Genomic DNA, 17,318 nt, shown 5'->3' with positions numbered 1-17,318 from the left:
CTTAACTATAGCTTGAATTGTTCACCTAAGTACACAGCTCGAACTTGTTGATTGCTCAATACTTCATCAGGTGTACCTTCAGCAATTAAATTACCTTGGCTAACAATATAGGCCCGCTCGCAAACATCTAACGTTTCACGAACATTATGGTCGGTAATTAATACCCCTAAACCGCGACTTTTCAGTTGTTGGATAATTTTTTTAATATCAATAACTGAAATAGGATCAACACCAGCAAAGGGTTCATCGAGTAAAATAAATTTTGGATTAGCAGCTAATGCGCGTGCAATCTCAACGCGACGACGTTCTCCACCCGACAACGACATGCCTTGATTATCGCGAATGTGGGTAATGTGGAATTCTTCTAGCAAATGCTCAAGTTGTTCAATTCGTTGGTCGTTGTTGAGCTCTTTGCGAGTTTGCAACACGGCCATAATATTGTCGTGTACAGTGAGCTTACGAAAAATGCTGGCTTCTTGCGGTAAATAACCAATACCTTTACGGGCTCGAAGATGCATTGGATCGGCGGTGAGATCGTCATTATCAATTAAGATCCGACCTTTATCGCTTTTTACTAAGCCGACAACCATATAAAATGTGGTTGTTTTACCCGCCCCATTAGGGCCTAAAAGACCCACTATCTGGCCAGTTTTAACCGTTAAACTAACATCTTTAACAACTTGACGAGCTTTATAGCTTTTAGCTAAATTTTCAGCGGTTAAGGTTATTTGGGTCATTGTTTGTTCTGCTTGTTAACAGGGATTTCAGGGAGTTTTTGCTTCGGCGCGGTTTCATCTTGGAAGTTTTCAGGTTGAATAATCGTGATGACCCGATCTTGTCCCTTACCTGTACTTTCAGCTATCAACTCTTGTGCATTGATATTGTACTTAATTTTGTTACCAGTAACTTGGCTTCCTGATTGCTCAAGCTTGGCATTGCCTATTAATGTGAGCGTGGTGCTGGCAAGATCATAAGTAATTTCGTCGGCACTGGCGGTACCTATTTGGCCGTCATCTAATTCTTGTGAAAACGTTGCCGGCGAACCAGTGGCGATAAGTCTTTTACTGGTGCTGTTTTCGGGGGTAAATGCCCGCAGCTGATCAGCATTGATATTAATCGAGCCTTGAACAATGGTAACCGGGCCATTAAAGACAATTTGATTGTTTTTAATGTCGGCAGACTGGCTTACTGCGGCAATTTTTAACTCCTGCATAAGATCACCTTGTTTAGCCATGGCAGGCAAACTCAGTAGGCAAAGTATGCTACTTAATAACATAACATTGGCGCGAGTGTGGAGACGATTAATGTGGCTCATATTTCCCTTCTACCTGGCTGAGTAGCGATAATTTTTGCGAATTCAAGTCTGCATGTAGGCCTAAGCCTTGAATAATAAACCCTTTTCCTTTGATATACACCATCTCCTGCGAGGTACCTATCATAGTGGTTAAATCCACAGTAATGGCTTGGGTGCTCAGTGATTGTAGGGGTTCTTCTATATCAATAGCATCAATAATAACATTATTTTCTAATATGACTTTGCTGGTATTTTTATTTAATCGTCCTCGGTCTGCACTTAATTGCCACTGTGCTTTACCATTTTCAGGATAAATGAGGTAGATAGGTTTGGTAAAGTGAGTGACGTCAGTAGAAGCATAATGTTCCATGTGCTCGGCACTGACTCGACTTTCTACAAAACCGAGTTGATTAAATTCAGTGGTTTGAAGGTTATTTGCAATAAAATCTGGACGCTCAATTCCGCGAACTTTCACGGCCTCCATTTCACTGCGCTTTATTTGTGCTTGCCAGTATAGTATTAAAGCAAGGCCAAAAAAAACTACAATACCTAGCGTGACTCTATTCATATACTCATACCATGAGCAGTGGCAAATTTATCTTGGCTTAATAGTAATAAGTCGGTCAGTTCACGTAGTGCACCGTGTCCGCCATTTAGGGTCGTTGTCATATGGCATTGTTGTTTTACAAACGGATGGCCATCACCGACACATACTGCTAGTCCTACGGCTTTCATCACGGGAAGATCAACCATGTCATCACCAATGTAAGCGACTTCGTCGGCGCTCACATTATACAAAGACATAAGTTGCTCAAAAGGTTCGGATTTATTGTCAATCCCCTGGTAAATATGCGTAATACCTAATGCCGTCATGCGGTTTTCTACTATTTTGGATTTACGCCCAGTGATCACAGCTACATGAAATCCACTTGTGATGATAGAACGCACTCCGTAGCCATCGCGAGTATGAAAGGCTTTCAGTTCTTCGCCAGCATTACTGAGGTAAATACGGCCATCGGAAAATACACCGTCGACGTCACAGATTAATAGTTTAATTTTTTGAGCGCGTAACCACACATCATTACTGATGGGACCGTATAATCCTTGGCGAAACGAGGTTGATTCTGACATGATTAAATGACTCCAGCTTTAACCATATCGAGCATATTTAATGCCCCGATCGGTTGGTGTTTTTCATTGACGACAATCAATCCGTTGATGCTTTTTTCATCCATAATTTGCAGTGCTTGTGCAGCTAAAATACCAGCAGGACTGGTCACACAGTTTTTGGTCATTACGTGTGCTATCGGAGTGGTTCTCAGGTTCACTTCTGCATCGATGACACGACGTAAATCTCCATCGGTAAATATACCCACTAGCTTATTATCATTATCGACGACTGCGGTCATGCCAAGACCTTTTTTGGATATTTCGTAAAGTGCTTCAGTAATACAAATATCATTATGGACTATGGGTAAATCATCACCTTTATGCATGACATCATCTACTTTCAACAATAATTTTCTTCCCAAAGAACCGCCAGGATGTGACAAGGCAAAATCATCACGAGTAAATCCTTTTGCTTGCAATAATGCAATGGCTAATGCATCACCCATTGCTAACGTTGCAGTGGTACTTGAGGTTGGTGCTAATCCAAGTGGACAAGCTTCTTCTTGAACCTGAATACATAAATGGATTTTGGATAAACGTGCCATGTTGGAGTCTGGCTTGCCCGTTACCGCAATAACCGGAACCCCCATGCGCTGTATCACAGGCATCAAGGTGAGTATTTCACTTGATTCACCAGAATTGGAAATGGCGAGCACAATGTCATTTTTTGCTAATGCGCCCAAATCACCATGACTGGCTTCTCCTGGGTGTACAAAAAATGCCGGTGTACCAGTACTGGCAAAAGTTGCTGATATTTTATTACCGATATGACCCGATTTCCCCATCCCCATAACAATGACTTTGCCATTGCACTGTAGGATGAGTTCACACGCTTGGCCAAACTCAACTGAGTCCACGTATTGATATAAATTATCTAAGGCAGCTTTTTCAATATCAATGACTTTACGGCCCCATTGACGAAATTGAGTTTGATTTACCATGTGAATCTCTCTTTTAACTTAATACTTTACCTTAATGCTCCAATCTAATGAGATTGAAATACAACAATTTGGTACGCAATAAAGGTGATTAATAATAGTGCACCATGCCAACGGGTTAGTTGTTGTTTGGCACCACTAGATAATACTAAAACGGCTAATGCAGTACTGGTACCTAAGACCATATAGAAGTCTCTTCCACTGGCTGAGGCATCTATTTCACCAGGGGAAATTAACCCTGGCAGTGCCAACACTGCAAGAATATTAAATAAGTTGGATCCAACAATATTACCAATGACGAGGTCGTCTTCTTTTTTTAGCACCCCAGCAATACAGGCTGCTAATTCTGGAAGGCTTGTTCCCACTGCAATAATGGTTAGGCCGATGACCAGATCAGATAACCCATAAAACGTTGCAATACCCACAGCGCCATCTACCATCCAACTGGCTGAAACCGGAAGTAATATAATACCGACAGTTAGCCAAATGATAGCATGAAAGGTTGGAACATTTTTAGGGATCTCAGATTCAAGTTCTGTATCTAAGTTATCGGGTGTTTTATCTTTAATCGCTTGCCATATGAAATATCCCATTAGCAGAAAAAGTAACACGATGAGCATGCTACCTTCTGTACGCGTGAGCACGCCATCATGTAAGGTGTAACCAGCGAAAACTGTGGCCGCTAGCATAAGTGGTATTTCACGTTTTAAGGTTTTTGATCCTACGCCAATAGCCCCAAATAAGGCCGTTAATCCTAGAATTAAAGTAATGTTTGCAATGTTGGAGCCCAACACGTTACCAATAGCGGTATCACGCATGCCATCCATTGATGCGGTTGCGGCGACAAACATTTCGGGGGCAGAGCTGCCCATTGCAACAATAGTCAGTCCAATTAACATAGGCGGCAAGCCTAAATTGCGTGCAAAAGCGGCTGCGCCGTAAACAAATCTATCTGCACTCCAAACTAAAATAGCAAGGCCAACAATTAACATTAGGATATTAACTAGCATGTGATTCCGATTGTGGTCATTAATTGCTGAGTATTTTCGCTGGATTTTTATCAAATTGAAAGCATTGAGCAGTAATTGTTCTTGTAATGATATGTCGTTACATGGATATAGTTGTCGCTTAATCGACAATTACAGTACAATTTGCGCTTCAACTTAATTCAAGGAAGGCTGTTATCTCCTCAACGCCAATGTCTGATATGAGTAAATCAAATGAAAAACCTTTGGTAGAGGTTAACCATATGGCCTTTAGCCATGGTTCCCGTGTGATATTTAAAGATATTTCTTTATCGATCCCTAAAGGCAAAGTAACAGCAATCATGGGGCCAAGCGGTATAGGCAAAACTACGCTATTAAAATTGATTGGCGGACAGTTAACGCCTAGCAGTGGACAAGTATTGTTTGATGGTCATGATGTGCATAAGCTTAAGCGCAAAGACCTTTTTCAATTGCGTAAACGTATGAGTATGTTATTTCAAAGTGGTGCAATGTTTACCGACCTTAATGTATTCGACAATGTCGCATTTGCGTTGAGAGAACATTCTGGATTACCAGAAGAGATAATCCGCACCATTGTATTGATGAAGTTACAAGCCGTAGGACTTCGAGGTGCGGCGTATATGATGCCGAGTGAGTTATCTGGTGGAATGCAGCGCAGAGCTGCATTGGCAAGAGCCATTGCGTTAGAGCCTGAAATGGTGATGTATGATGAGCCATTTGCGGGACAAGATCCTATTTCTATGGGAATGTTGGTAAAACTCATTCGTAAATTGTCCGATTCGCTAAAGCTCACTTCTGTAGTGGTTTCTCACGATGTAGATGAAGTATTGGGTATTGCAGATTATGTTTATGTGATAGCAGATAAACAGGTCATTGCGCATGGAACACCAGATCAATTACGCCAGTCTGACAATCCACAACTGATCCAGTTTATTCAAGGCGCACCAGATGGCCCTGTGCCATTTCATTATCCTGCTGAGGATTATCAAGAGGAGCTACTTCGTGGGTGTAATTGATTATGTTGCCGATATTGGGAGTTATGTGCTGAAATTAGTGTCGGGTTATGGTCGAGCTGGCATTATGTTATGGCGTGCAATTGTTCGTGTTCCAAACATCAAAAAAGGTACACCATTAATTATTAAGCAGGTTTATGTGCTTGGTGTGCGTTCTATGGTTATCATTTTAGTATCGGGTTTGTTTATTGGCATGGTATTAGCCCTACAGGGATATAATATTTTAGTCGATTTTGGTACTGAAGAAAGTTTAGGCCCAATGGTGGCCTTAAGTTTATTACGTGAACTTGGTCCTGTTGTTGCTGCATTATTATTTGCTGGTCGAGCGGGCTCTGCATTAACGGCCGAAATTGGTTTAATGAAATCAACAGAGCAATTGTCGAGTCTAGAAATGATGGCGATAGATCCGTTAAGACAAATTATTGCACCGCGTTTTTGGGCTGGTGTTATCAGCATGCCATTACTGGCGATAATGTTTAGTTTAGTGGGTATTTGGGGCGGCTACTTAGTGGGTGTTGAATGGAAAGGTATTGATAGTGGTGCGTTTTGGTCTATTCTGGAAGCATCTGTTGAGTGGCGAAAAGATATTGTTAACAGTTTGATAAAAAGTGTTGTTTTTGGTGTGGTGGTGACATGGATAGCCTTGTATAGAGGTTATGAAGTTCAACCAAACCCAGAAGGCATTAGTCGTGCGACAACCTCAACGGTTGTGCAGGCAAGCTTAGCTGTTTTAGCGTTGGACTTTTTGCTTACGGCAATCATGTTCGGAAATTAAGATTTTTTCATTGTTTAGATTAACTAAAGTGGTTTAAGAGTATGTTGACACGGAAAGTAGAATTATTGGTGGGCGTGTTTTTATTGTCAGGTTTATTGGCATTTTGCGTATTAGTATTCAACGTAGCTAATATTGAAGTGAAATCTAATGACCAGACTTATGCATTAGTGGCTGAGTTTAATAATATTGGCGGCTTAAAAGTACGTTCACCCGTCAAAGTCGGTGGTGTAGTGATTGGTCGTGTGACTGATATTACCCTTGATAGTAAGAAACTAGAGCCGATTGTAACCTTAACAATAGACAAACGTTACAATCAATTCCCCGAAACAAGCAGTTTAGCTATTTTGACTTCTGGGTTGCTTGGGGAACAATTTATTGGCTTAACACCTGGGTTTATGGACGATGACATTTCGATGCTTGCCGATGGGGATAAAGTAGAAGACACACACGGAGCATTGGTTTTAGAAGATTTAATTGGTCAGCTTTTATTTAGTATGTCGTCTAAAGGTAAATAGGAACGCTATTATGAAAACGTTTTTTTGTCGTGTTATTGCTTTAGGTCTATTTGGCAGTGCTGTTATCAGTCAAGCTGCGGTAGCGGCTAATGATGAGGTGAACACTCATGATCCTTATGTCATGATCCAGCAAGTCGCGAATATGACTTTTGATCGATTTAAAACAGATAAAGAATTAATCAATAATGATTTAGGTTACCTAAAAGTCATTGTTCGTGAAGAGCTTATGCCTTACGTTGATTATAAATATGCCGCTTATAAAGTGATGGGGCAGTATTTAAAAGATACTACTGTTGATCAGCGTAATCGTTTTGTTGATGCATTTGAAGGATATTTAGTAGCAACCTATGCGCAGGCATTAACAGAATACACAAATCAAACTGTCGCCTTTGATCCGTCAAGTGACTTTAGTAATGAAAAAATTGTGGAGGTTAACGTTCAGGTTATTGAGCAAGGGCGTCCACCGATTAAAATTCAATTTAAAACGCGTCGTTTGAAAGACGATTCTTGGAAAGCATTTGATTTAATCGCAGAAGGTGTGAGCTTATTAGCCACTAAACAATCTGAGATATCTAATTTAATTCGCCAACAAGGTATTGAAGCTGTGATTACCATGCTGAATGATAAAACCCAGCAGAAAATTGATCGCGAACCAAAAAAAGAAGCTGTGGCGGCGTGATTACCTTTAATCAACAAGAGCAACGTTGCATCGTCAGCGGCCGTTTAACGCAAGATGAGGTGAAACAATTGTGGCCTAAACGTCATGAATTGTTTACTGCATCAACTCAAGTGATAGACTTATCATCCTTAGAATATGCTGACAGTGCAGGTGTTGCATTGTTAGTCGCGTTTATCACACTACATGTTTCAGATGGTCATGAAACAAATGTGTTACGTCAATTGGTAAACCCAAGTGATCAGCTCAAAAAAATAATTGAGCTTTATGATTTAAGCGCTTTTTTTAACTAAATTTTGTATCGAATAGTAAAGGTAATTGATTTCATGGAATGTAACGTTATTGAACAAATTTTAACAGAAGCATTATCGCTTACTGAAGCGCATGTGACCACAGATGGCAGCCATTATAAAGTGGTTGCCGTTGGCGAATGTTTTGACGGCATGAGCCGCGTAAAGCAGCAACAGGCGATTTATGCCCCTTTAGCTGAACAAATTGCCAACGGCGAATTGCACGCATTAACGATTAAAACTTTTACGCCGACTCAGTGGAAGCGTGAAAAACTTTTCAATATGTAACAACAGAGACTCACTGTGGATAAATTAACTATAAAAGCCAGTAAGCCTTTAACTGGTGAAGTCGTGATCTCTGGTGCAAAAAACGCAGCATTGCCTATTTTAATGGCTGGCGTACTCGCGGAAACAGATTTTATTGTATCAAATGTACCTAACCTTCGTGACGTGATCACCAGTTGCGAATTACTACGTTGTTTAGGTGCTGAGGTTGAAGATTTAGGTGGGAGCCGTATTCGCATTTCAACCACTAATTTAAATGAATACTGTGCACCTTATGATTTAGTTAAAACAATGCGTGCTTCTATTCTTATTTTAGGGCCTTTGCTTGCTCGTTATGGCACGGCAGATGTTTCATTACCTGGCGGTTGTGCTATTGGTGCACGTCCCGTTAATCTACATTTGCACGGTTTAGAGTTAATGGGCGCTAAGATTGAAGTCAAAGAAGGCTACATTAAAGCCCGTGTTGATGGCCGCCTAAAAGGCGCACATATCTTTATGGATATGGTTAGCGTAGGTGCCACTGAAAACTTGCTTATGGCAGCAGCATTAGCAGACGGCACTACGGTTATTGAAAATGCTGCTCGCGAGCCAGAAGTCACAGATTTAGTCCACTGCCTAATTGCTATGGGGGCAAAAATCACTGGTGTAGGTACAGCAACATTAAAGATTGAAGGTGTAGAGCGTTTAACGGGGTGTGAATATCGTGTGATGCCTGATCGCATCGAAACGGGTTCATTTCTTGTTGCTGCTGCAGTCACTCGTGGCAAAATTCGCTGTGTATCTGCAGATCCAAGTGCATTAGAAGCGGTTTTATCTAAGCTTGAAGATGCCGGCGCGGAGATAACAACGGGTGACGATTGGATTGAACTTGATATGAAAGGTCAACGTCCAAAATCCGTTAACATTAAAACTGCCCCTTACCCAGCATTTCCGACAGATATGCAAGCGCAATTTTGTGTGTTAAATGCACTTGCTGAAGGTACGGGTCGTGTTACTGAAACGATTTTTGAGAATCGTTTTATGCATGTACCTGAGTTAAGCCGTATGGGAGCTAACATAGAACTGGAAGGGAATACTTGCATTATTCATGGGATTGAACGCTTAAATGGCGCACAAGTGATGGCGACAGATTTACGTGCTTCTGCCAGCTTAGTTATTGCTGGCTTAGTAGCGGATGGTATTACAACTGTTGATCGTATTTATCATCTTGATCGTGGTTACGAGCATATAGAAGCTAAGTTCCAAGGCTTGGGTGCTGAAGTCGTTCGAGTCAAATAGTTGTATTAAATTGTTCGAGTGAAATAATCATCACTATTGATTATGACTAAAAAAAGCCATTCAAATGAATGGCTTTTTTGCTATTTTTGAGGAGGCATCTACTCTGGCATAGTGACTTTTTCAGTAATAATCACTGGCAGTATTTGTTGTTTACCTTCACGTATAATGGTCATATTCACCTTGGTGCCAGGTGTTGTTTCTGCAATTCTGTCCATTAACATTTCAACACCAGGAACATCTTCATCATTATATTGAGTTATAACATCTCTAGGCATCAAACGTGCGCGAGCAGCCGGTCCGTCAGGATCAATACCTGTTACTAATACCCCTTTCAAATCCGGAAGGTTGAGTATCTGCGCCATTACAGGATTTAATGGCTCGCCTGAAATACCTAACGCACCACGGATAACCCGGCCATGCTTAATCAATTTATCCATAATACTGTGGGCTAGCTTTATTGGGATCGCAAAGCTAATTCCATTACCGCCATTATCTCCACCTACCTGAAATGCCGCAGTGTTGATACCAATTAATTCACCACCGGTATCGATTAATGCACCACCTGAATTGCCTGCATTAATGGCAGCATCTGTCTGTAAGAAGTCTAAATAGCCTGAACTTAAGCCGCTACGTCCTGTTGCACTGATAATTCCTTGGGTAATAGTTTGGCCAATATTATACGGATTACCAATTGCTAATACGACATCACCTACTTGAGCTGGTTTATCTAGGTTAACGGGTACGATAGGTAAATTGTCACCTTCAATTTTTAATACGGCTAAATCAGTTTCAGGATCGGAACCAACGACTTCAGCAGTAAATTTACGTCCATCTTGCAGCGCAATAACAATTTCATCGGCTTTTTTGATCACATGGTAATTCGTCAGCACATAGCCTTCTTTACTCATAAGTACTCCAGAGCCTAGACCTTGGAGTGAACTGGTATTAAGTGGGTTACGCTGATCAATACTAAGGCTATAAATGTTTGCTACAGCTGGGGCTGCGCGGCGAACCGCCTTTGCAAAAGATAATTCTGAGCCACTATTGCCCACATTTGCTAGGTTATGATTGAACGACGAGTTTTGTGTCAGAGTGGTGATGACGAGAAAAACAGCAGCCATGATGAGACCAAATACCACAGCTTTAATTATATAGATGGACGTGTCTTTTAGGTTCATGGCTTGAATAATTGTTAAAAAAAATGGACGCTATATTAACATAGCTCAAATAAATAAGCACCGACCAAAGGTTGATCGATGCTTGATTCTATAACTGATATCACATTCAATAATATGATGATTATCGTAATGCATACCCTAGTAGATTGACAATATTAGCGTAAAACAAGGTAGAGCAAATTGTTGTCACGCAATATCTTAAGTGCTACTGAGTTTTTATTTTCTTTCAGTAATTCTTTTAATGCTTTAAGGCTCGAGACCTTGGTACGGTTTAGTCCCACAATTAAATCACCTTTTTCTAAGCCGCTCATTGCAGCTGGTGAACCTTGAGCAATTTCAGTAATCTCAATCCCTTTTTTGCTGTCTTCTAATGTGGCACCTTGTAACATAGGATGCACGCTACCCGCTTCAGCTTCGACTTTATCAGCTTCCCCTAAGGTCGCTTTAATGGTCTTTTTATCACCGTCACGAATAATACCAAACTCCACTTCTGCTCCAGCACCCATAGTGGCAACTTTGGCACGTAATTCTTGGAAGGTTTTAATATTACGGCCGTTAAGACTGACAATAATATCACCTGCTTTGAGTCCAGCTTTGTCGGCTGCACTTTTCGGCATAACTTCATTTACAAAGCCACCATGTTGAGTATCTAAACCAAAGGCTTTGGCTAGTTCATTATCAAGATCGCGTCCAGATACTCCTAGTACTCCTCGTCTCACTTCACCATGTTCAATAATTTGCTCAACAAGGTTATGCACCATATTGGCTGGGATAGCGAAACCAATACCAACGTTACCACCATTAGGGGCGACAATTGCGGTGTTTATTCCGATTAGCTCACCTTTTAAATTGACTAATGCACCACCTGAGTTGCCGCTATTTATAGCAGCATCTGTTTGGATAAAGTTTTCCAGCATTTCAATGCCTAAGCCGCTGCGGCCTAATGCACTAACAATCCCCGAGGTCACTGTTTGACCAAGTCCAAATGGGTTACCAATGGCTACTGCAAAATCACCAACACGTATTTCATCTGAATCGGTTTGTTTAATAGCGACTAAATTTTTGGCTTCTATTTGCAGTAATGCGATATCAGATTCTTTATCCGTCCCAATCAGCTTAGCTTTTACTTCGCGGCCGTCATGTAAACCAATTTGAATATCGTCGGCACCATTAATGACATGGTTATTCGTAATGATGTAGCCTTTATCTGCATCAATAATAACGCCTGAGCCTAAACCTCTAAAAGGGCGTTCTTGAACTTGTTCTTGCGGTGCATTGGGGCCAAAGAAATAACGAAATACATCAGGTACTCGTTGCTTTGATACTTGAGTGCCTGATACTGCTACAGACACTACCGCTGGTGTTGTCTGTTCTAACATGGGGGCTAAACTCGGAATTGCTTGACCGTCAACTGCTTGAGGGATTGCCGCCAGCGAGATGGTGGGGGTCATGACTAATGATGCCGTTAATAGTGCAGCAGAAAGTAAGCTTAATTTGGTTTTCATCTATGGATAGCTCCTGTATACATTCAAGCGAGTTAACATAAAATATGTGGCTTGATGGCATGATTTCAAAGTTAAATATCGTTAATCAATTTTACGAATGCACTGTCGAGAGTTCTTTAATGTCGTCTCTATTGGCAAGCAAGTCGATACAAATATAAGTAAATAATAAGCAAGTTAACGTTAACCAATCAGAGTAATGGGGCTTATGTTAGTTCCATTTTTATTAACAAAGGTTAATTTGCTCCTTTGAAGCCATTACTCGTATTAGGGTCTGTTGATCTTTGCAGGTTAAATTTTGTTCGAGATAAAAACGTTTTAATCGAGGCGAGCGGATTGCTGCCTAGCAATCTAAGCTAAATTCGCTCAACAAAGAGTAAAACGTTTTTAGCCGAACCCTTCGGGCAGCGTTTGTTGGTCATTTTTACTGCGTTATCGACTTTTTATGTAGAATAACTACACCACAAAGTCTCTGCCTTGTACAAATGACCAATAATTCGCTGCAAAAACAACCTTGAAAGATCAACAGGCCCTAGTTATTTAATGTTATTATTAACAGCAATTATTTTATGTAAGAGAGTCGTAATCGTGTCGCAGTTAACCCCTTGGCAGCATTATCAGCAAGACCTTACCCGAGATGATTTTTCACATGATGCCGCACAAGAACAGGCTGTTAAGTCACTACAGCGTGTCTATGATGAATTAATTATCGCCGCGAAACCTGTATCAGGTATGAGTAAATTGTTTGCTTCCTTTGGCGTGAAGTCAACATCAGAACCTGTAAAAGGTTTGTATTTATGGGGTGGGGTCGGGCGCGGGAAAACCTACCTGATGGATATTTTTTTTGATGCTCTACCTGGTGATCGTAAGTTACGGGCTCACTTTCACCGTTTTATGCATCAAATTCATCATGACTTAGGTGAGCTTAAAGGCGTGCAAGATCCACTTTTGACGATGGCAAAAAAAATGGCATCACAATATCAAGTGATCTGCTTTGATGAGTTCTTTGTTTCTGACATTACCGATGCCATGTTGTTGGGTACCTTATTCCAAGCATTATTCAAAGAAGGGGTGACACTGGTCGCGACCTCAAACATCATTCCTGATGAATTGTATAAAAATGGCTTACAACGAGTACGTTTTTTACCTGCAATTGCATTAATTAATCAACATTGTGAAATCTTAAATGTCGATTCAGGGATTGATTATCGCCTACGCACCCTAGAGCAGGCTGAAATTTATCATTACCCACTCGATAAACAAGCTGACATCAATTTATTGCATTACTTTGACCAACTCGCGACAGAATCTGAAAGGCTGGTAGCGCCGATAGAGGTCGATGGCCGTGCAATTACCATTCGCCAACAATCACAAGGTATATTGCTAATAAACTTTAGAGACTTGTGTGATGGGCCTCGTTCACAACGAGATTATATGGAGCTGGCCTGTCTTTATCATACTGTACTGGTGAGTGGTTTAGAGCAAATGGGATCACAGCAAACAGGTGATGATATCGCCAGGCGCTTTTTGGCCATGGTCGATGAATTCTATGAAAGAAATGTCAAACTAATTATTTCAGCCCAAGTGGAATTGGAACAAATTTATACCGATGGTCTGCTAAGTTTTGAATTCAGACGCTGTCGTTCAAGGCTAATTGAAATGCAATCGAAAGAATATCTTGCGCTAGAGCATTTAGCATAGACTGTTAGTGGTATTTTTTAACTGTATTTTTTAACTGTATTTTTTTAAAAAAGTTAGGCAGATTTTGTTAAACAGATAAAGAGTAGTTTATTTCAAATATTATTAAAAATCAGGTGATCTTTGCTGTGGCTTTGCGTATAATCTGCGACCTGCCCGCGTTAATCCGCCAATTTGGGCGGAAGTTGTAAGCCAATATTCGTGTTCGAAGGGGCAAGAATCGGTAATTTTGTGTTGATTGCAACCTGCAGTCAGCATGTGAGACAGAAAATTAACTTTGGGTTTTTGTAATAATGAAGACTTTTACTGCTACACCAGAAACTGTAACTCGTGACTGGTTTGTTGTTGACGCTGAAGGCAAAACTTTAGGTCGTATCGCAACTGAAATCGCAACTCGCTTACGTGGCAAGCATAAGCCAGAATACACTCCACACGTTGACACTGGTGATTATATCATCGTTATCAATGCTGAAAAAGTGACTGTAACTGGTAATAAAGCAGCCGGTAAGATCTACTACTCTCATTCAGGCTTCATTGGTGGCATTAAGCAAATCAGCTTTGAGAAGCTTCAAGCTCATAAGCCTGAAATGATCATCGAGAAAGCAGTTAAGGGTATGTTACCAAAAGGTCCTTTGGGCCGTGCCATGTTCCGTAAACTTAAAGTTTACGCTGGCACAGAACATAACCACGCTGCACAACAACCACAAGTTCTTGATATCTAAACGGGAGGAGTAAGCAAATGTCTGCAACTCAGTACTACGGCACTGGCCGTCGCAAAACATCTACAGCTCGCGTTTTCGCTAAAGCAGGTAGTGGCAATATCGTTGTAAACCAACGTCCTTTGGATGTATATTTTGGTCGTGAAACTGCTCGTATGGTTGTTCGTCAACCATTAGAATTAGTTGAAATGACTGATAAGTTAGACATCTATGTAACTGTTAAGGGCGGTGGTACTACTGGCCAAGCTGGTGCAATTCGTCACGGTATTACCCGTGCATTATTGCAACTAGATGAAGCTTTACGTCCTGCTCTACGTACCGCTGGTTTTGTTACCCGTGATGCACGTAAAGTTGAACGTAAGAAAGTTGGTCTACGTAAAGCACGTCGTAAGCCACAATTCTCTAAGCGTTAATTCGTTTTTTGGATTCAAAAAACCCAGCGTATGCTGGGTTTTTTATTGCCTAAAATTTATGGTTTATACCAATTTCATTAATGATGTGATCAATCCAAGCCACTGAGATTTTTCAGTTTGAGGCGGATTGTTGAAAGAATGGTTGTTCCTTAATACAACAAGGCAATAAAAAAATGGACAACATTGTTCTATATCTAGAACTATGGTGTTCTATAAAACAACAGATTGTAGTGAAACATCGGCTTAACGTGACAATTTAAGAGAAGCTAAAACATGAATATACAACTATTAATGACCGCATTTGGCTTGGTTTTAATACTTGAAGGGCTTGGTCCATTACTTTTCCCTAACAAGTGGCAAAAATATTTATTAGAGCTTTCTGCACAAAAGCAAAATGTTCTCAGACGCTTAGGTGGCAGCTTAGTGACTGCTGGAGTGATTTTATTGATAATTTTTCAATAAAAAACTTGCCTATAACCCCCTAAAATCTGTTAAAATTCCATTTTATACCACAAGATGTTGCAGCTAATAATGGGTAAAAATGTAGTCGTACTCGGCACTCAATGGGGTGACGAAGGTAAAGGTAAAATTGTCGACCTTTTAACAGAACAGGCAAAATACGTAGTTCGTTACCAAGGCGGCCATAATGCTGGTCATACTTTGGTCATTGATGGTGACAAAACCGTTCTTCATCTTATTCCGTCAGGCATTTTACGTGATAACGTAAAATGTATTATCGGTAATGGTGTGGTCGTCGCTCCTGACGCGTTGTTGAAAGAAATCAACATGCTTAAAGAACGCGGTGTACCTGTAGAAGAGCGTTTGCTCATTTCTGAAGCATGTCCACTTATCCTTCCGTTCCATTGTGCATTAGATGTTGCTCGTGAGAAAGCTCGCGGTAATCAAGCCATCGGTACAACTGGACGTGGTATTGGTCCTGCATATGAAGACAAAGTCTCTCGTCGCGGTTTACGCATTGGTGATTTGTTTAATGCAGAACTTTTTGCAATTAAGTTAAAAGAAGTCATGAAATATCATAACTTCATGCTAACTGAGTACTACCATGTAGAAGCTGTTGATTATCAACAAACACTTGATGATGCATTAGCCATTGCTGATTATCTGAAGAGCATGTGTACTGATGTCAGCGAATTGCTTGATGTTGCGCGTAAAGCGGGTGAGCCAATTCTATTTGAAGGTGCTCAAGGTACATTATTGGATATCGACCACGGTACATATCCATTTGTAACTTCATCAAATACTACTGCTGGTGGTGTTGCGACGGGTTCAGGTTTTGGGCCTCGTCATCTAGATTATGTCCTAGGCATCATGAAAGCGTACACAACTCGTGTCGGTGCGGGTCCATTCCCAACAGAACTTGCCAATGAAATTGGTGATTATCTGGGTGAGAAAGGCCAAGAATTTGGTGCTACAACAGGTCGCAAACGTCGTCCTGGTTGGTTAGATGCTGTGGCAATGCGCCGTGCAGTTCAAATCAATAGTGTTAGTGGTTTTTGCTTAACCAAATTAGATGTTTTAGACGGTCTAAAAGAAGTTAAGATTTGTGTTGGCTATCAATCTCCTGATGGAACGGTTTCAAAGGTGACTCCTTTGGCTGCAGAAGGTTATGATTTAGTTACCCCAATTTATGAAACCATGCCTGGTTGGAGTGAAAATACCTTTGGTGCTACAAGCATCGATCAATTGCCTCCCGCCGCAATTAACTATATCAAACGTCTCGAAGCGCTATTAGAAACGCCTATTGATATTATCTCTACCGGTCCGGACCGAAATGAAACCATGATTTTGGTTAATCCGTTCAAGTAAGATTAAAAGGCCGCAATAAGCGGCCTTTTTAATGAGTGTAATTAACTGCTGTAACTGCTTATCCTCAAGAAATACGCTATACTGCCGATGGATAAGACATCTAAGTGTCATAGAGAATCCTTATGTTGCGTATCAGTTTATTGTTGTTGAGTGTTGTTTCTGCCAATGTGTTTGCTGTTACAGAAGCTGTCGATATTTATAGCGATCAACAATTGATTTCGCTCATCCGCTCAAATCAATATCTACAACGTGTAAAGGCTGACGATTGCCAGTTGGTTCAAGACATTGAGGCCCGCGCTGAAGTATTACAGCAACCCATGTATCAGTTTTTATGGGGAGAAATGCTCAACCATGGCGTGTGTGTTAAAGCGCATCCTTCTCGCGGTATGGCGCTATTGCAAACCTCCGCAGAACAAGGTAGTGCTGCAGCGATGGTAAAATTGGCAGATTATTATTATCGCGGTAAACTAGTGGTTAAAGACCCCAACCGAGCAGTGCAATATATATTGCCTGCGGCAGCTAATGGGGATTTAACTGCACAAATGATGTTGGTTCGTTTATTTGGTGAAGGCTATGGAAGTCCTGCTGATTATGAACTTGGCTATCATTGGTTATATAACAGTATATTTAACGACGACGCCCAACAGAAAAAGGCTTCGTCTTTATTGCAGATGCTTGCTGCAAAAATGCCTGCCAGCATAGTGGCAAGAGCACAGCGGCCGTAACTGTACCCGTTAAAG

The 17,318-nt window shown here is 40.9% G+C and carries 21 protein-coding genes; 13 read left to right on the top strand and 8 right to left on the bottom strand.

All coding sequences use genetic code 11. The annotated features are described in order from the left end of the window. Positions 1-5 precede the first annotated feature (5 nt). The 6 genes from lptB to FH971_RS17490 are packed head-to-tail and all read right to left on the bottom strand — an operon-like array spanning position 6 to position 4,412. Entirely contained in the window at positions 6-737 is a 732-nt protein-coding gene (lptB, locus tag FH971_RS17515) for an LPS export ABC transporter ATP-binding protein (RefSeq protein WP_137225247.1), read from the bottom strand. Next, positions 734-1,315 carry a lipopolysaccharide transport periplasmic protein LptA gene (gene lptA / locus FH971_RS17510; RefSeq protein WP_137225249.1) on the bottom strand — a complete coding sequence of 194 codons (582 nt, stop codon included), beginning with the start codon at positions 1,313-1,315 and terminating at the stop codon, positions 734-736. The genes lptB and lptA overlap by 4 nt, the downstream gene beginning before the upstream one ends. Next, entirely contained in the window at positions 1,302-1,862 is a 561-nt protein-coding gene (lptC, locus tag FH971_RS17505) for an LPS export ABC transporter periplasmic protein LptC (RefSeq protein WP_137225251.1), read from the bottom strand. The genes lptA and lptC overlap by 14 nt, the downstream gene beginning before the upstream one ends. Further along, complete coding sequence (gene kdsC, locus FH971_RS17500; RefSeq protein ID WP_137225253.1) at positions 1,859-2,425, bottom strand: 3-deoxy-manno-octulosonate-8-phosphatase KdsC; 567 nt, start codon at positions 2,423-2,425, stop codon at positions 1,859-1,861. Before kdsC ends, lptC begins: the two co-directional genes overlap by 4 nt. A 2-nt stretch (positions 2,426-2,427) precedes the next feature. Beyond that, the gene (locus FH971_RS17495; RefSeq protein ID WP_140235153.1) at positions 2,428-3,405 is read right to left on the bottom strand and encodes a KpsF/GutQ family sugar-phosphate isomerase; all 978 of its coding nucleotides are present in this window, start codon (positions 3,403-3,405) and stop codon (positions 2,428-2,430) included. Between the two features lie 44 nt (positions 3,406-3,449). Next, on the bottom strand, positions 3,450-4,412 hold the full coding sequence (locus tag FH971_RS17490; RefSeq protein WP_137225257.1) for a calcium/sodium antiporter: 963 nt from the start codon (positions 4,410-4,412) through the stop codon (positions 3,450-3,452). Positions 4,413-4,600: 188 nt separating this feature from the next. Here FH971_RS17490 and FH971_RS17485 point away from each other — a divergent pair, with 188 nt between their 5' ends. From FH971_RS17485 to murA, 7 genes are read left to right on the top strand one after another with little or no spacing between them, the layout of a single operon-like run. Beyond that, the gene (locus FH971_RS17485; protein WP_137225259.1) at positions 4,601-5,425 is read left to right on the top strand and encodes an ATP-binding cassette domain-containing protein; all 825 of its coding nucleotides are present in this window, start codon (positions 4,601-4,603) and stop codon (positions 5,423-5,425) included. After that, positions 5,412-6,197 (top strand): lipid asymmetry maintenance ABC transporter permease subunit MlaE, encoded by a 786-nt coding sequence (gene mlaE / locus FH971_RS17480; protein ID WP_137225261.1) that lies wholly within the window; start codon positions 5,412-5,414, stop codon positions 6,195-6,197. The genes FH971_RS17485 and mlaE overlap by 14 nt, the downstream gene beginning before the upstream one ends. A 41-nt stretch (positions 6,198-6,238) precedes the next feature. Further along, complete coding sequence (gene mlaD, locus FH971_RS17475; RefSeq protein ID WP_137225263.1) at positions 6,239-6,712, top strand: outer membrane lipid asymmetry maintenance protein MlaD; 474 nt, start codon at positions 6,239-6,241, stop codon at positions 6,710-6,712. 10 nt (positions 6,713-6,722) lie between these two features. Beyond that, positions 6,723-7,391 carry an MlaC/ttg2D family ABC transporter substrate-binding protein gene (locus FH971_RS17470; protein ID WP_137225265.1) on the top strand — a complete coding sequence of 223 codons (669 nt, stop codon included), beginning with the start codon at positions 6,723-6,725 and terminating at the stop codon, positions 7,389-7,391. After that, a complete protein-coding gene (locus FH971_RS17465; RefSeq protein WP_140235152.1) occupies positions 7,388-7,681 on the top strand; it encodes an STAS domain-containing protein in 294 nt (97 codons plus the stop codon). The genes FH971_RS17470 and FH971_RS17465 overlap by 4 nt, the downstream gene beginning before the upstream one ends. Positions 7,682-7,714: 33 nt before the next feature. Continuing rightward, positions 7,715-7,966: a BolA family protein gene (locus tag FH971_RS17460; RefSeq protein WP_140235151.1), complete on the top strand. Its 252-nt coding sequence runs from the start codon at positions 7,715-7,717 to the stop codon at positions 7,964-7,966. Between the two features lie 15 nt (positions 7,967-7,981). Continuing rightward, entirely contained in the window at positions 7,982-9,241 is a 1,260-nt protein-coding gene (gene murA, locus FH971_RS17455) for a UDP-N-acetylglucosamine 1-carboxyvinyltransferase (RefSeq protein WP_137225271.1), read from the top strand. Positions 9,242-9,339: 98 nt separating this feature from the next. Here the strand turns inward: murA and degS are convergent, their stop codons facing one another. After that, positions 9,340-10,419, bottom strand: coding sequence for an outer membrane-stress sensor serine endopeptidase DegS (gene degS / locus FH971_RS17450; RefSeq protein ID WP_137225273.1), 1,080 nt, complete (start codon positions 10,417-10,419; stop codon positions 9,340-9,342). 155 nt (positions 10,420-10,574) lie between these two features. Continuing rightward, the gene (degQ, locus tag FH971_RS17445) at positions 10,575-11,924 is read right to left on the bottom strand and encodes a Do family serine endopeptidase DegQ (protein ID WP_140235150.1); all 1,350 of its coding nucleotides are present in this window, start codon (positions 11,922-11,924) and stop codon (positions 10,575-10,577) included. A gap of 585 nt (positions 11,925-12,509) precedes the next feature. Here degQ and zapE point away from each other — a divergent pair. The 6 genes from zapE (at position 12,510) to FH971_RS17410 (ending at position 17,303) form a co-directional block, all read left to right on the top strand. After that, positions 12,510-13,622, top strand: coding sequence for a cell division protein ZapE (gene zapE, locus FH971_RS17435; RefSeq protein ID WP_140235149.1), 1,113 nt, complete (start codon positions 12,510-12,512; stop codon positions 13,620-13,622). Positions 13,623-13,912: 290 nt separating this feature from the next. After that, positions 13,913-14,341: a 50S ribosomal protein L13 gene (gene rplM, locus FH971_RS17430; protein WP_011638797.1), complete on the top strand. Its 429-nt coding sequence runs from the start codon at positions 13,913-13,915 to the stop codon at positions 14,339-14,341. 17 nt (positions 14,342-14,358) lie between these two features. Further along, the gene (gene rpsI, locus FH971_RS17425) at positions 14,359-14,751 is read left to right on the top strand and encodes a 30S ribosomal protein S9 (protein ID WP_137225279.1); all 393 of its coding nucleotides are present in this window, start codon (positions 14,359-14,361) and stop codon (positions 14,749-14,751) included. 273 nt (positions 14,752-15,024) lie between these two features. Continuing rightward, entirely contained in the window at positions 15,025-15,213 is a 189-nt protein-coding gene (locus FH971_RS17420; RefSeq protein ID WP_137225281.1) for a DUF2065 domain-containing protein, read from the top strand. Positions 15,214-15,282: 69 nt separating this feature from the next. Further along, the gene (locus tag FH971_RS17415; protein ID WP_137225283.1) at positions 15,283-16,578 is read left to right on the top strand and encodes an adenylosuccinate synthase; all 1,296 of its coding nucleotides are present in this window, start codon (positions 15,283-15,285) and stop codon (positions 16,576-16,578) included. 122 nt (positions 16,579-16,700) lie between these two features. Beyond that, a complete protein-coding gene (locus tag FH971_RS17410) occupies positions 16,701-17,303 on the top strand; it encodes a tetratricopeptide repeat protein (RefSeq protein ID WP_137225286.1) in 603 nt (200 codons plus the stop codon). Positions 17,304-17,318 lie beyond the last annotated feature (15 nt).

This window comes from Shewanella polaris (genome assembly GCF_006385555.1).
Lineage (GTDB): Bacteria > Pseudomonadota > Gammaproteobacteria > Enterobacterales > Shewanellaceae > Shewanella > Shewanella polaris.
The sequence above is the reverse complement of the archived record's forward strand: the minus strand, read 5'-3'. Positions and strand labels throughout refer to the sequence as shown.

What these genes read in the sequence shown, in the direction of transcription:
- lptB (WP_137225247.1), bottom strand. Translation starts at nt 737, where the DNA reads ATGACCCAAATAACCTTAACCGCTGAAAATTTAGCTAAAAGCTATAAA.
- lptA (WP_137225249.1), bottom strand. Translation starts at nt 1,315, where the DNA reads ATGAGCCACATTAATCGTCTCCACACTCGCGCCAATGTTATGTTATTA.
- lptC (WP_137225251.1), bottom strand. Translation starts at nt 1,862, where the DNA reads ATGAATAGAGTCACGCTAGGTATTGTAGTTTTTTTTGGCCTTGCTTTA.
- kdsC (WP_137225253.1), bottom strand. Translation starts at nt 2,425, where the DNA reads ATGTCAGAATCAACCTCGTTTCGCCAAGGATTATACGGTCCCATCAGT.
- FH971_RS17495 (WP_140235153.1), bottom strand. Translation starts at nt 3,405, where the DNA reads ATGGTAAATCAAACTCAATTTCGTCAATGGGGCCGTAAAGTCATTGAT.
- FH971_RS17490 (WP_137225257.1), bottom strand. Translation starts at nt 4,412, where the DNA reads ATGCTAGTTAATATCCTAATGTTAATTGTTGGCCTTGCTATTTTAGTT.
- FH971_RS17485 (WP_137225259.1), top strand. Translation starts at nt 4,601, where the DNA reads ATGTCTGATATGAGTAAATCAAATGAAAAACCTTTGGTAGAGGTTAAC.
- mlaD (WP_137225263.1), top strand. Translation starts at nt 6,239, where the DNA reads ATGTTGACACGGAAAGTAGAATTATTGGTGGGCGTGTTTTTATTGTCA.
- FH971_RS17470 (WP_137225265.1), top strand. Translation starts at nt 6,723, where the DNA reads ATGAAAACGTTTTTTTGTCGTGTTATTGCTTTAGGTCTATTTGGCAGT.
- FH971_RS17460 (WP_140235151.1), top strand. Translation starts at nt 7,715, where the DNA reads ATGGAATGTAACGTTATTGAACAAATTTTAACAGAAGCATTATCGCTT.
- degS (WP_137225273.1), bottom strand. Translation starts at nt 10,419, where the DNA reads ATGAACCTAAAAGACACGTCCATCTATATAATTAAAGCTGTGGTATTT.
- degQ (WP_140235150.1), bottom strand. Translation starts at nt 11,924, where the DNA reads ATGAAAACCAAATTAAGCTTACTTTCTGCTGCACTATTAACGGCATCA.
- rplM (WP_011638797.1), top strand. Translation starts at nt 13,913, where the DNA reads ATGAAGACTTTTACTGCTACACCAGAAACTGTAACTCGTGACTGGTTT.
- rpsI (WP_137225279.1), top strand. Translation starts at nt 14,359, where the DNA reads ATGTCTGCAACTCAGTACTACGGCACTGGCCGTCGCAAAACATCTACA.
- FH971_RS17420 (WP_137225281.1), top strand. Translation starts at nt 15,025, where the DNA reads ATGAATATACAACTATTAATGACCGCATTTGGCTTGGTTTTAATACTT.
- FH971_RS17415 (WP_137225283.1), top strand. Translation starts at nt 15,283, where the DNA reads ATGGGTAAAAATGTAGTCGTACTCGGCACTCAATGGGGTGACGAAGGT.
- FH971_RS17410 (WP_137225286.1), top strand. Translation starts at nt 16,701, where the DNA reads ATGTTGCGTATCAGTTTATTGTTGTTGAGTGTTGTTTCTGCCAATGTG.